This window comes from Rhodococcus globerulus NBRC 14531, from assembly GCF_001894805.1.
Lineage (GTDB): Bacteria > Actinomycetota > Actinomycetes > Mycobacteriales > Mycobacteriaceae > Rhodococcus_F > Rhodococcus_F globerula.
Window position 1 is genome coordinate 841,089 of the sequence record NZ_BCWX01000002.1, and the last position, 13,295, is coordinate 854,383.

Genomic DNA, 13,295 nt, shown 5'->3' on the forward strand with positions numbered 1-13,295 from the left:
ATCGCCCCTTTTTGTGCTGGCAGATCAGGCGACTACTGCTGTTTCGATGGTGATCGGGGTGTTCGGGGCACCGCCGCCGGTGGCTCCCATGCTGCCGTCGTCACCGTCGGCGGCGATCTTCTCGATGGTTGCAAGACCGGCCTCGTCGATGGTCCCGAAAACGGTGTAGTCGGGCGGGAGGAGTGAATCGTCGTATACGAGGAAGAACTGGCTACCGTTGCTGTCCGGCTGTGATGAATGAGCCATGGCCAGAGTGCCGCGCGGGTAGACGACCGGCAACGACAGTGCCGGATCGTTCTCGGCGTACACGGTGGTCGGGTACTCGTTGGCAAAGCCGAATCCCGGTCCGCCCGTGCCCTGGCCCGAAGGATCTCCGCACTGGAGGATCTGCAAGCCCGGGCTGGTGACGAGGCGATGGCACGGGGTGTCGTCGAAGTACTTCTGCTCGACCAGGCTGACCATGCTGTTGACGGTGCACGGGGCGGCTGTGCGGTTGAGTTCCATACCGATCGGTCCGGCGGTGGTCGTCAACTGGACGTTTACGGTGCCCTCGGCGGGGACTCCGGTGGACGTCGGCGTGTCAACCGTCTTGGCTGCACCCGCCGCCGGGGCATAGGTGCAGTCGACCGTGGCACCAGCAGGCGCCGGAACGGCGGGCAACTGTTCGAACTGCGACATGTCGAGTGGTGCTGACTTCGTGGTCGACTTCGCGCTCGCCTGAGTGCTCGACGACGCGGAATCGGACTCGGAGTCGTTACTGGAACACCCAGCGAGGACGAGGGCGGTGACGCCGACGGCCGCGATCAGAAGGGACGTGCGTTTCATCAGTCGATCCTTACAGTCTTGATATCGGTGGTGAGGTTCGGCGTGCCGTCGCCCTCGGGCGTGCTGCCACCCGCCGCGATCTTGTCGAGCGTCGCAAGCCCGGTCTCGTCGATCGTGCCGAATACGGTGTAGTCAGGCGGGAGCTGTGAATCGCCGTAGACGAGGAAGAACTGGCTGCCGTTTGTGCCGGCCCCGGCGTTGGCCATCGCGATCATTCCGCGGCTGTACGTCACCGGCATCTGAGCGGCCGGGTCTGCGGCGTCGAAGGCAGTGGTCGGGTACTCGTTGTCGAAGCGGTAACCGGGTCCGCCGCTACCGGTGCCCGACGGGTCGCCGCACTGCAAGACCTGCAATGAGGGGCTCGTCGTCAGGCGATGGCATGTCGTGGCGTCGAAGTAGTTCTGACCCGCGAGGCTCACAAAGTTGTTGACCGTGCACGGCGACTTCGTTCCGTCGAGGACGAGGCCGATATTGCCCTGCGACGTCTCCATGCTGATGCTCGGCGTCGCGTCCGGCGCCGTGGTGGGGATGCCGTCCGCGCGTGGCGGGTTGTTCGGCTTGGATGCCGGCGCAGCGTCAGTCGGGTAAGCGCACGAGACGGTCTCTGCCAAGGGCGTGAGCAAACCGGCAGGCATGGCGGCGGCCGTCTGCTCAGACGTCGATGTGGCGTCGTCAGCGGTGTTCTCGGTGCTGCTGTCGTCACCTCGGGTGAGCAGGACGATCCCGGCGACGACGGCAACAGCCACGACGACACCAGCAGCCGTGTAGACGATTGTCATTTGCTTGCGCTTACGCGCCCGCTCGGCGCGGCGTTCGAGCTGGCGCTCGAGCTTGCGTTTTGCCGCCTGGCGGCGCTGCTCGTTACTCGGCACTGCTGGAGTCCTCCATATTCACGGGTGGAACTGCGTCTGGTCGGTATAACTTCAGTTGTCGGAAAGTCTCCCACTGCAACCTGAGAACTTACTGGCGGGGCAGCAGCTTTAGGCTGTACGTGACACCGTGTTGCCTGATTCGCCCTTCGAAGAGGAGTTACCTCAAGTGCTCGTGACTGGTTTTCCGGCCGGGATGTTCCAGACCAACTGCTACATACTCGCTCAGGACGATGCCTGCGAGTGTGTGGTGATCGATCCGGGTCAGGACGCTGCTGAGCCGCTGTTCGAGTTTCTCGACTCCAAGGACATGTCGGTGACGGCCGTGCTGCTGACGCACGGGCATCTCGATCACATGTGGTCTGCGCGTGAGGTCTGCGAGCGGTACTCGGCGCCGGCCTACATTCACCCGGATGATCGCTACATGCTCACCGACCCTGCCCGGGGAATCGGTCCGACGATGAAGGACTTCATCAAGGACATGTCCTTCGTCGAACCGGACGAGGTCATCGAATTATCCGACGGGGACTCGTTCGAGCTCGCCGGAATGTCCTTTTCGGTCGATCACACGCCGGGCCATACGCAAGGATCTGTTGTCTTCCGCACCCAGGCGGGTACTGCAGAAGGTCCGGTCGATCTGGCTTTCACAGGCGACACCCTGTTCCAGGGCTCGATCGGGCGAAGTGACCTTCCCGGTGGCAACCACGAGCAATTGCTCGATTCCGTCGCGAAGAAACTTCTGATTCTCGCCGACGCAACAGTCATCCTCCCCGGGCACGGCGACAACAGTTCCATCGGCGCCGAAAGAAGCTCCAATCCGTTTCTCGTTGGACTCAGCGGACAGAAATAAGGAAAAGTAACCACTCGTGAGTAAAGCCAGCACCTTCTCTGCACCCAAGGGCGTCCCGGACTACGTTCCGCCGCAATCCGCCGAATTCGTCGCCGTCCGTGACGGATTGACGCGCGCCGCACGTCTGGCCGGATACGGCCACATCGAATTGCCGATCTTCGAGGACACCGCACTGTTCGCCCGCGGCGTTGGCGAGTCGACAGACGTCGTCAGCAAAGAGATGTACACGTTCGCCGATCGCGGCGATCGTTCCGTGACTCTGCGCCCTGAGGGCACGGCCGGAGTCATGCGCGCCGTGATCGAGCACAACCTCGACCGTGGCACGCTTCCCGTCAAGGTAAGCTACGCGGGCCCGTTCTTCCGCTACGAGCGTCCGCAGGCGGGTCGCTATCGTCAGCTGCAGCAGGTGGGCGTCGAGGCCATCGGTATCGACGATCCGGCGCTCGACGCCGAGGTCATCGCTATTGCCGACGCCGGGTTCCGCTCGCTGGGACTCGACGGCTTCCGTCTCGAGATCACCTCGCTCGGCGACGACACCTGCCGCCCGCAGTACCGTGAACTGCTGCAGAAGTTCCTCTTTGCACTTCCTCTCGACGAAGAAACCCGTCGCCGCGCCGAGATCAATCCGCTGCGTGTTCTCGACGACAAGCGCCCCGACGTCCGGGCGATGACGGCAGATGCGCCGCTCATGCTCGATCACCTGTCGGACAGCTGCAAGGCGCACTTCGACGAGGTCCTGAGCCACCTCGACGCGTTGGGCGTTCCGTACGTCGTCAATCCGCGCATGGTCCGTGGCCTCGACTACTACACGAAGACGACGTTCGAGTTCGTCCACGACGGTCTGGGCGCGCAGTCCGGTATCGGCGGCGGCGGTCGATATGACGGACTGATGGAGCAGTTGGGTGGACAGCCGTTGTCCGGCATCGGTTTTGGTATCGGTGTCGACCGCACGGTGCTGGCGCTCGAAGCTGAGGGCAAGTCCGTCGCTCCGCCGGCGCGTGTCGATGTGTTCGGCGTGCCGATGGGATCCGAAGCGAAGGGTAAGTTGGTTGCCATTGCACATCAGTTGCGTGGCAATGGCATTCGTGTCGATCTGGCCTACGGAAACCGTGGCGTCAAGGGGTCGATGAAGGCTGCCGACAAGTCCGGTGCGGCCTTTGCGCTTGTCCTGGGTGAGCGTGAACTCGAAGAAGGTGTTGTTGTCCTCAAGCACCTCGCGACGGGTGAGCAGGAGTCGGTTTCGCTCGATGAAATCGTCGACAGGCTCGGGACTCTCGTTGTCTCGTGACGTAGAACCGGTTTCGCTTGATCTTGTCCCGATCGCGCTGATTGCGCCGAGACTCAAGCGGATTGCCGTTGTGGTGATTGTGCTCGGTGTTGTGGTCGGCCTGGTCGTGAGCGTCTTTGCCTCGACGACGGTGGCGCTGCTGGTCGGCTTCATCATCGCCGTTCCGACGTCGCTTGCGATCTTGATGACCTTGCGTCGACACATCACGTTGTACGGCAAGAAGATTCGGGCGCAGGCGGGTTTCCGCACCGGTGAGGTCGACGCGGCGGAGGTGGTCACCGCCGAGCTCATGGTGCGCACGGGGCGGATCAGCGAAGTCAGTATGAAGTTGACCGACGCGCGATCCAGCGTGCGAATTCCCCTTGCTCTCTACACCGCAGGGGGAGGGCGCGAGCTGGAAATCCTGGCGCTCCGCAAGCTGGCCGACGCCTTGGCGTCGAGTGAGTTGGTGCCCGCGGCAGCTTTGTCGTCGGTGCTGATCGAGCAACTGCGCGCGGAAGCGCGTGGTGCCGGTTTGGCGGAGCGGCCACTGTACCGGGCAGTGGAGCTGGTGAGCGCAACGGGAAGAGTGCCGAGAACCACACTCACGGACCACGAAGTGGCGGGTTTGCTGGACTAGCGTGGAAGTCGTTCGCAGAAGTGAAAGCAGAACGGCAAGTGGAGGAGTCGGCAATGAGTGTTTCGCCAGTAACCGTCACGGTGACCGGAGCGTCGGGTCAGATCGCCTACGGATTACTTTTCCGGATCGCTGCAGGTGACATGCTCGGACCCGATGTTCCGGTTCGCTTGCGACTGCTCGAAATTCCTTCTGCCGTGTCCTCTGCCGAGGGGGTGGCGATGGAACTCGAAGACGGCGCATTCCCGTTGCTGGACTCCATCGACATCACCGACAATCCCGACGTTGCGTTCTCCGGCGCAAACGTCGGGATGTTGGTGGGCGCTCGGCCGCGCAGCAAGGGCATGGAGCGCGCCGATCTGCTCAGTGCCAACGGCGCGATCTTCACTGCACACGGCAAAGCGATCAACAACAATGCGGCTTCCGACGTGAAGTTGCTGGTGGTGGGCAACCCCGCCAACACCAATGCGCTGATCGCGATGAACAACGCTCCCGATGTTCCGAACGTACGCTTTACAGCATTGACCAGGCTCGATCACAATCGCGCCATTGCGCAGGTGGTCAAGAAGACCGGTGCGGCGGCAGCGTCGGTTCGTAGGGTATCGATCTGGGGTAATCACTCCGCGAGCCAGTACCCGGACCTGTCTCACGCGACGGTCGCGGGCAAGCCGGCGCTCGACGTGATCAATGACCGCGAGTGGGTAGAGAACGATTTCATCCCGACGGTGCAGGTGCGGGGTACGGCGATTATCGCGGCCCGTGGATCGTCGTCAGCGGCGAGTGCGGCAAGTGCGTCGATCGATCACGTCCGCGACTGGGTCGGCGGAACGGCCGAGGGGGACTGGGTGTCGATGGCGGTTCCGTCGGATGGTTCGTACGGCGTTCCCGAGGGCTTGATCTCGTCGTTCCCCGTCACGTGTGCCGGTGGCGAGTACAGCATCGTTCAGGGGCTGTCGATCGACGAATTCTCGCGCGCTCGCATCGATATTTCGGTGAACGAGCTGGAACAAGAACGAAACGCGGTGCGCGAACTCGGGTTTGCCTGAACCGGACTCGGCCCCAAATTAGCGGAGCCGTTTGCTGTCGCAGCGCTCGGTGCGGTTCCGCCGCGTCGCGCGCTGATTGCGCCCCCGCGCGCCTGATCAATGCTGCGGGGGCTCATTCGTGCTGCGGGAGTGAACTGGTTCGTCCTGCGTGGTGGAGAAACTGCGACGCTTTCCTAAAAAGAGACCCGACGAACATGTTCGTAACGAACATGTTCGTGTAGGGTTTCGGTATGCCAACTCCCAGCCGCAGTCGCCGTGAACGGCCGGCAAAACCCGCGCTTTCTCGCGAGGGGATCATCGCCGCGACTATCGAGATCGTGCGCGCCGAGGGGCTCGAGAAGGCAACTATGCGTCGTGTCGCGCAAGCGCTCGACACAGGTCCTTCCGCGTTGTACGTCTATGTCGCGAACACTGCCGAACTGCATGGCGGCGTCCTCGACGAACTCGTTCGGACGCTGGAAGTGGCACCCGACGGAGACTGGCAAGATCGGCTGGTGACGCTACTGCGCGACTACGCGGACGTTCTATTCGCGTTCCCCGGTTTGGCGAGATCGGCACTCGTGCTTCGTCCGTCTGGCCCGAATTCGCTCCGGATATTCGATCGGGTGCTCGGGCTGTTGATCGACGGCGGGGTTGATCCTGCGCGTGCGGCTTGGGGTGCTGATCTGCTTCTCCAGAATGCCACCGCGGCTGCCGCCGAGCACAGTGCTCCAAGTTCCAGTGACATCGACGCGTCCGTTGATGACGAGGCCGCATGGGAAGGACTTGTGCGCGCGGTCCGGACTGCCGACCCCAAGGATCTCCCTAGCATCGCCGCCCACGCCGATGCAATTCTCGGCGGCACACCTGCCGAGCGCATGACGTGGTCGATACGCGCTCTCATTGCCGGTATCGCGGCCACTCCGACATCGTTCACGCGCCATGAATTGTCCTGACTGAAACTACTTTTCGAGGAGAACCATGACTACTCACTACCCCATTGCGATCATCGGTGGGGGACTCGGTGGCCTCATCGCTGCCCGCGTCCTCCATGTTCACGGCATCACGTCGGCTGTGTTCGAACTCGAGCCCAGCCGCAGCACCCGAGTGCAAGGCGGCATGCTCGATATCCACGACCACAACGGCCAGAAGGCCATACGCGCCGCCGGTTTGTGGGAACCCTTCTGCGCGTTGATTCACCCTGGTGGCGAAGCAATGCGCATACTCGATCACGCCGGAACAATCCTTCGGGAAGAGGCTGATGGCGGCACTCTCTCGCGACCCGAGGTAGACCGCGGCCACCTCCGCGACATGCTCATAGATTCTCTACCCGACGAGGCTATTCATTGGGGGCACAAAGTCACCCGAATCAGTCAGGTCGAGGGCGTTGCCGGTCGCCACGAGGTTTCCTTTGCGGACGGTGGGAGCATCACTACCGACCTCCTCATCGGTGCCGACGGCGCCTGGTCGAAAGTCCGGCCGCTCGTCTCCGACGCCTGGCCGACGTACAGCGGGATCTCCTTCATCGAAGCGGACCTGCTCGACGCCGATGAACGTCACCCCTCGGCGGCTGCGGTCATGGGCGGCGGCATGCTTTTTGCATTCCGCGGAAACATCGGAATCCTGGGCCACCGCGAAAGTGATGGGAGTCTGCACAGTTACTTGGGTGTCCGTGCCGATGAGAACTGGATTGACACTATCGATTTCACTGATGTTCCCGCGGCAACGAGTGCGATTCTCCGATTGCTCGACGGATGGGACAACTCCCTTCGTGACTTGATTGCCCGTGCCGACACCGGCTTGACTCCGCGCCGCATCGTCGCCCTCCCTATAGATCATTCCTGGAAGCGCGTCCCCGGCGTCACCCTCCTTGGCGACGCCGCGCACGTGATGTCCCCATTCGCAGGAGAAGGCGCGAATCTTGCGATGTACGACGGTGCGTTGCTCGCCCTGGCAGTCAGCGAACACTCCGGTGACGTCGAATCTGCGCTCGCGGCCTATGAAGCAGAGCTATTTCCGCGAGCAGCCAAGGCTGCTGCCGAATCTGCCGAGAGCCTCGAAATTCTCTTCAGTGAGAATTCGCCGCAGGGGTTGGTAGACATGTTCGCCGGCTTCGACGAGCAGGATGCTGCGGCGGCGACAACGTGACAGAATCTCAATTGCTTTCGGTCATTTCGGGGTAACAAGCCAAGTCGCAGTAGCAGCCTCCTTGTCGAATATTGCTGTGCATCAATGACTCTCGAGTGAATATTTTTGGAACCTGTCCGAAATGCCTCTTGAATCGAATGGTTGTTCGAGTATAATTGGGGTCACGGGTGGGGAGGCCTTGATGACTACGGTTAGCGATTTTGTTTCGGTGGGGGATGTTGTTGCCGGTTCGGCTGTGGGTGTGCGGGGCAGGTTGTGGCGATTGCGACCGGCTGAGGTTCGGGATGTCGCTGTTTCCGTGTCTGCGGAAATCCTTCGGTTGGAAGCGATTCGGGTTGCCGCAGTGGATGAGTTGGCGCTCAATCCGGATGAGCAGGTGCTGTGCTACCGCGGTGTTGGTCGCTGGTTGGCGGCGAATACGATGCTGCAGAACGCGGCCGGTAACAAGATCGCTGCCCTCGGTGCCGCTTTGCGGGGGTTCCCGGATATTGCTGCGCAGTTCGAGGCCGGTGATCTCTCGCTCGATCATGCGGCAATGATCGCCTCGTTCTGCGAATCTCCACCAAAAGGTATGCCCGACAGGGCGTTACCGTCCTGCATGAAAACCCTTCTCGCTGCCGCATCCGGGGTCGAGGCGACCACCATCAAACTCCGCTACGCGATTGCAGTTCTGGAGCGGATTTTCGAATCCGACCAGGCGCCGCCCGGTGAGGATGATGACCTCAATGTCTTGCGGATTGCTCCGACGCTCAACGGTCGGGTGGCGATCAAGGGTGATTTCGATGCACTCACTGGTGAAATGTTGTTGTCGGCTCTCTCGGGTTTGTCGATGCCGAAACCAGCGGCGGACGGAACCCCGGATCAGCGATCGGCAGCCAAACGCACCGCCGACGCCTTCACGGAACTGATCCGCCGCTACCTCGACAACGCCATGACCGGTGTTGACGGTGGTCAGCGTCCACACGTGAACGTGCACATCACCGCGAAAGATCTTGCCGAGCATCGCGAATGCGCGACCATGCGCAGCGAAACCGCATCGGATGATGGCGAGTTCTACGGCAGTGCATTCGATGGCGACGAGCCTGAGGTCGAGGATCTTGACGTCGGATACATGCCCTGGATGGGACCACTGAGTGTGAGCCTGACCCGAATGCTCGCCTGCGATTGCATGCTCTCCACCGTGTTGATGGACGGCAACGGTGCACCGCTCGATGCGACGCCGCACAAACGCCTCGTCACACCCGAGCAGCGGACTGCGCTGATCGCTCGGGACAAAGGCTGCGCCTTCCCGAACTGTGATGCGGTTCCGGCTTGGTGCGACGCCCACCACATAAAACCGTGGTCAGTGGGCGGTCTGACGGTGATGGACAATCTCACCCTCCTCTGCCGTAGCCACCACCGACTGATCCACAGCACCAGTGGGTTTCGCGGTATCTGGGAAGTCAAGATGGGCGATGATCATAAACCGTGGTTCATCCCACCAGCTGCGATTGACCCGAAACAACGACGCCGACGCTCCACCACCCGCCAGGGACCAGTCCACCGAGACTGAATCCGGCTGCGCCGGAAATAGATACCGCGCCCAAGCTTCGCATCACCAGCTAAGACGATGCGAGGCCCACACGCATGCGCCGGTTCAACTAGATTTCGAAAGCATCCTCGAGTCCAGGCTCGTTGTTCAGTGTCTCGGGTTTCAATTTGAGCAGATAGCAGAAGTACATCGCTCCTACTGTGATCAAGCCGGCCACCACCAATACCGGGGTCAAGGTTCCCGACGCAATCAGTACGAACAAGCTGAACAGTATCCACACGAGCGCGGCAATCGCGATCGGCAACTCGAAGCGACCGAGGTCGAACGCGCCCGGCTTGTGATCGAGTCGCCTGCGTACGGCCAGATAGAGGACGATCGTCATGCCGTAGAGGAGGAACGGAATGATCGTTGATGCCAGGATCAATTCGAGCAATGCGGCACCTGGTAGTGCGATCATCAAGACGACGCCGATGACAAGAACCAGTATCGTCGCCGGGATCGGTGTCTTGGTACGAGGATTGACTCGCCGCATCAGTCGGTGCGCAGGGAAGCGTGCATCGCGGGACATCGCAAAAATTATTCGTGACACTCCAGTCATCACGACCAGTCCGGCGGCAAAGAACGCTAATGATATCGCTACCAACAATATTCGCTCCACCACTGGACCAAGTTGATCTCGCATGATCGCCGCAACCGGTGAGCCGCTTTCGGTTATCTGGGGGATGTCGTCGATGGCGACGGTCAGCGCGATCAGGAAGAACATTCCCAGAATCCCGGCTGCCACTACCGATCCGACGATTGCGAGGGGGACACTCCGAAACGGGTCTCTGGCCTCTTCAGCCATGTTCGCTGCGGCGTCGAATCCCTGGAGCGTGGCAAAACCCAGAATCATCGCCGCCATCACCCCGCCGCCGACGGAAAAGTAATCGGGAGCGCCTTCGGTGATACCACGCGATGTGAGGTTGTCGGTTGTGCCGTTTCCCGTCACCACCACAGCAACGATCAGCGCAATGCCGAGCACCACAACAATCGCCAATTCGACACCTACAGCGGCTGAGTTAACCAGTGCGACAATCCGTGTCGAGGCAATGGCGAGCACAGTCTGAATCAGCAGAATGACTACGGTGATTACTCGTGCCGTGTCCTCGTTCGGTTCCATGTTGAGCAGGGGCATGAGGCACTGACTGGCAAGCGCATTGTCGATTGCGCTCACACCGATCGCCAACGCCCAGACTGCCAGCCAGCCGAATACCCAGCCCACTTTGGGGTTCGCCAGCCGCGACGCCCATTGGTAGGAAGACCCGCTGAGCGGAATGCGGGCTGCGAATTGCGCGTAAACCAACGCCACCAGGATTTGCCCGCATACTGCCACGACCCACAACCAGATTCCGACTGGTCCTGCGTTGGCAAGGACGGAATCGAAGGTTCCGAAGATGCCGATTACCACGGAGATGAACGCAAACGAGATCGCGAACATCTGGAATGAGTTCAGAGTTCGCTTCAGTTCGGGTTCGTAGCCTGCGCGTCGTGAGACATTGTCCGCGGTTGGGTCATCTGCCAGCGACTTTGTCACCGTGGTGACCTCGTATCTCTGAAGAGGTGTCTCGAAGACGTTCTTCGCAGTCCCACGCTAACGCAGGTGGCACGCGGGAGCCGGCCGGTTCCCCGGAATAACCTGGATAAACGTGATTGGGCCAGGAATATGTTGTGGGGCTTTGTTTTAACCGCATCTCGGCAACTAGCGGTTAACGCTGTCTATGCCTGCGCTCGTGGGTGGATAAAATCGAAGCCGCAGTGGCCGCGATCGTTCGATCGTTGTCCTGGGTCAGCCGGGCGAGAGCTCCGTGTGCCGATGGACCGGGAATCTCCGCAAGCGCCTGAGTAATTCGCAACCGAGTCGGTGCGTCGGCGATGCTGTCGAGTGTGGTCTGCATCTGATCGACGATCGTGTCGGGTGATGGCGAGACGTCCGTCAAGACGCCGAGAACTTCGGCAGCCTCGACGTCGAGCTGGCCTGTCAAGACCATTTCGAGGAGGGCAGGGATCGCGTCGACGCTTCCCCGAGCGCCGAGAGCGAGAGCCGCGCGTGAGCGGACGGTGGCGTCGGAATCCTCGAGTGCTTGTCTCAGATGTGTGGTTGCCTCCGAGGTGTGTACGGCTGCAATTGCGGCAACGGCGCGGCGTCGGACGTCGACCTCCTGAGACTGGAGGCCGACGGCGAGATTTGTGACTCCCTGACCGGCGGCCCTGGCCAACGACCACTGGAGCGCGCCGGCGACATTGAGGTCGTCTTCCGTCAATGCAGCCTCGACCAATGCGTCGATGGGCAACGACGCATTGCCCTCCTGATTCAGGATTGCTTGTTGACGGCGGGCAGCAAACTCCGACTCGAGCGCACGCAACAGGGTGACCATTCGTAAAACGTCCTCCCACTCCGACGGTGCCGTGGCGTCGACGCGTTCGAGTTTCGTGAGCAGTTCCTGTTCGGCAGCGATGCGCTGGCGCGTGTGTTTGATGAGATCACCCACCAGATCGGCGGGAGCAAAATCGGGCTCGTCCAGGGCGCGTCTGGTTTCGTCCAACGAGAGCCCGAGCGTCCTCAGGCTCTCGACATGGAAGAGCCGGCGGATGTCGTCGGCTGAGTACTCGCGGTAGCCGCCGGACGTGCGGCCGGTGGGCTCCACCAGGCCCAAGGCGTCGTAGTGACGCAACATTCGCGTACTGACACCGGACTGCCGCGAGACTTCGCCGATCAACATCTTTACTCCTGTTCTCTACGTGTGCGGCCCGACGATCGCTACACGCTGCGCCAATTCCATTGCGAGGGTGAAGCCACTGTCGGGATCCAAGTAAAGCCGCTTAGTTGCAACTGCATGTGCGCGAACCTTTGGATCAGGACTCGTCGCAGCCGCGTCGAGGATCGGTAGGACGGAATCTCCGAGACTCACCAGCGCCCGGCTGAGGCTGAGGTGCATGTCCGTGTCGCCTCGTCCGAGTTCAGTGGCCAGATCAGCCGCAAGCGCGGCCTCGTCGCCTGGTCGTACGAGTGCCACGGCCGCCCGCCAGGCGCTGCGCGCGACCTCGTCGTGGTCGTCATGCAGCAGTGCTATCACGGCAGGCCAGGACACAGGGTCCCCGATCTTGGACAGGGTGTGCAGCGCCTGGCTGCGAGCCTGGACGGAGTCGGATTCGAGCTCGCCGATCAGTCTCGGCACTGTCACTTCGGCGGGGAGTCGGCACAATGCCCAGGTAAGCATGTCGCGGACAAAGAAATCCGGTTCAACAGCGCATCGATCGACAAGGGCTTCCATCAAGCCCGGATCACCCCGGGTACCTAAAGCGAGTGCAGCCCGAAGCCGGTCCGACGAATCCGCTGCAGCCAGCGCGTCGACGAGATGGGTATTCGACCCACCGTTATTGGTTGTGTTCATGACAACCACCTCCTTCGTCGACCATTTGAGTGCTTGTCACTGTGTCAAGGTCAAGCCCGTTGTCGGTAGTCGTTGATGACCGTGGTGGAAAACCTGTACGACGGTCATCTGGCTCCAGATTCGAGTTGTTCGACGGCCGGCATTCTCGGCGCGAAATGCGTGCAGAGGTCGCGTACGCACTTGAGGCAATGAATGCACTCACGTAGTCCTGCAACGGAGCGATGGAAAACTGCGCGAGCCGGTAGTGATAGTTATCGAAGCGCCGAACAGCCAATCTGCATTGATTGTCTCTCATGTGGTGGACCACAGCAGGAGCGAAGAATTGGTTGCCACGGACCAGGCGGTGCTGGTGGATCTCTTGGCGGACGGAGACGCAGACGAACTCGAGTTCACAATCGTTGGATGCTCTGTTTTTGCCGCGACGGCAATCGAGCACTACAGCGCGGGTTGACTACTGACGCTGATGGCCTCGTGCCTGGCACTCTCAACTTCGCGTGGACATTGGGGGGTATTGTCGCGAGATGGTCGCGCGGTCGCCGGTTCGCGTCGAGCACCTCGTCGACCGACGACATAGACGCTCGGAGTTCCGCTTCGAGGCAGGTTTTGGCTTTGGTCGAGGTTCGAGATGATCGCTTGCGTGTCTGCCGCGCCGCTCGGTCAGTTGGGTCGATCGTTTAGTTGGGTGATTGCCGGCAAGGGGTTGCGGAGTCTA

General features: G+C 61.3%; 13 protein-coding genes. 8 read left to right on the forward strand and 5 right to left on the reverse strand.

Translation table 11 applies throughout. The features are described 5' to 3' along the window. Positions 1-24 precede the first annotated feature (24 nt). Positions 25-825: a peptidylprolyl isomerase gene (locus RG2_RS12495; protein WP_033234663.1), complete on the reverse strand. Its 801-nt coding sequence runs from the start codon at positions 823-825 to the stop codon at positions 25-27. After that, positions 825-1,697, reverse strand: coding sequence for a peptidylprolyl isomerase (locus tag RG2_RS12500; RefSeq protein WP_033234662.1), 873 nt, complete (start codon positions 1,695-1,697; stop codon positions 825-827). The genes RG2_RS12495 and RG2_RS12500 overlap by 1 nt, the downstream gene beginning before the upstream one ends. A gap of 166 nt (positions 1,698-1,863) precedes the next feature. Here RG2_RS12500 and RG2_RS12505 point away from each other — a divergent pair, with 166 nt between their 5' ends. The 7 genes from RG2_RS12505 to RG2_RS12535 all read left to right on the forward strand — a co-directional run bounded on the left by RG2_RS12505 (position 1,864) and on the right by RG2_RS12535 (position 9,173). Further along, the gene (locus RG2_RS12505) at positions 1,864-2,544 is read left to right on the forward strand and encodes an MBL fold metallo-hydrolase (protein WP_033234661.1); all 681 of its coding nucleotides are present in this window, start codon (positions 1,864-1,866) and stop codon (positions 2,542-2,544) included. A gap of 16 nt (positions 2,545-2,560) precedes the next feature. After that, on the forward strand, positions 2,561-3,832 hold the full coding sequence (gene hisS, locus RG2_RS12510; RefSeq protein WP_033234660.1) for a histidine--tRNA ligase: 1,272 nt from the start codon (positions 2,561-2,563) through the stop codon (positions 3,830-3,832). Further along, positions 3,792-4,451 carry a hypothetical protein gene (locus RG2_RS12515; RefSeq protein ID WP_371851313.1) on the forward strand — a complete coding sequence of 220 codons (660 nt, stop codon included), beginning with the start codon at positions 3,792-3,794 and terminating at the stop codon, positions 4,449-4,451. Before hisS ends, RG2_RS12515 begins: the two co-directional genes overlap by 41 nt. Positions 4,452-4,504: 53 nt before the next feature. After that, complete coding sequence (locus tag RG2_RS12520; RefSeq protein ID WP_033234659.1) at positions 4,505-5,494, forward strand: malate dehydrogenase; 990 nt, start codon at positions 4,505-4,507, stop codon at positions 5,492-5,494. 230 nt (positions 5,495-5,724) lie between these two features. Continuing rightward, positions 5,725-6,429: a TetR/AcrR family transcriptional regulator gene (locus RG2_RS12525; RefSeq protein WP_033234658.1), complete on the forward strand. Its 705-nt coding sequence runs from the start codon at positions 5,725-5,727 to the stop codon at positions 6,427-6,429. 25 nt (positions 6,430-6,454) lie between these two features. Continuing rightward, positions 6,455-7,621 (forward strand): FAD-dependent oxidoreductase, encoded by a 1,167-nt coding sequence (locus RG2_RS12530; protein WP_033234657.1) that lies wholly within the window; start codon positions 6,455-6,457, stop codon positions 7,619-7,621. Between the two features lie 181 nt (positions 7,622-7,802). Then, positions 7,803-9,173 (forward strand): HNH endonuclease signature motif containing protein, encoded by a 1,371-nt coding sequence (locus tag RG2_RS12535; protein ID WP_072782507.1) that lies wholly within the window; start codon positions 7,803-7,805, stop codon positions 9,171-9,173. A gap of 88 nt (positions 9,174-9,261) precedes the next feature. On the opposite strand, the gene RG2_RS12540 is transcribed toward RG2_RS12535, so the two are convergent. The 3 genes from RG2_RS12540 to RG2_RS12550 form a co-directional block, all read right to left on the reverse strand. After that, on the reverse strand, positions 9,262-10,725 hold the full coding sequence (locus RG2_RS12540) for an APC family permease (protein WP_230590159.1): 1,464 nt from the start codon (positions 10,723-10,725) through the stop codon (positions 9,262-9,264). Between the two features lie 172 nt (positions 10,726-10,897). Beyond that, on the reverse strand, positions 10,898-11,911 hold the full coding sequence (locus RG2_RS12545; protein WP_033234655.1) for a MerR family transcriptional regulator: 1,014 nt from the start codon (positions 11,909-11,911) through the stop codon (positions 10,898-10,900). A 15-nt stretch (positions 11,912-11,926) separates the two neighbouring features. Beyond that, entirely contained in the window at positions 11,927-12,583 is a 657-nt protein-coding gene (locus RG2_RS12550; RefSeq protein WP_033234955.1) for a HEAT repeat domain-containing protein, read from the reverse strand. A 322-nt stretch (positions 12,584-12,905) separates the two neighbouring features. On the opposite strand from RG2_RS12550, the gene RG2_RS32275 reads away from it, so the two are divergent. Next, positions 12,906-13,034: a hypothetical protein gene (locus tag RG2_RS32275; protein WP_255285222.1), complete on the forward strand. Its 129-nt coding sequence runs from the start codon at positions 12,906-12,908 to the stop codon at positions 13,032-13,034. Positions 13,035-13,295 lie beyond the last annotated feature (261 nt).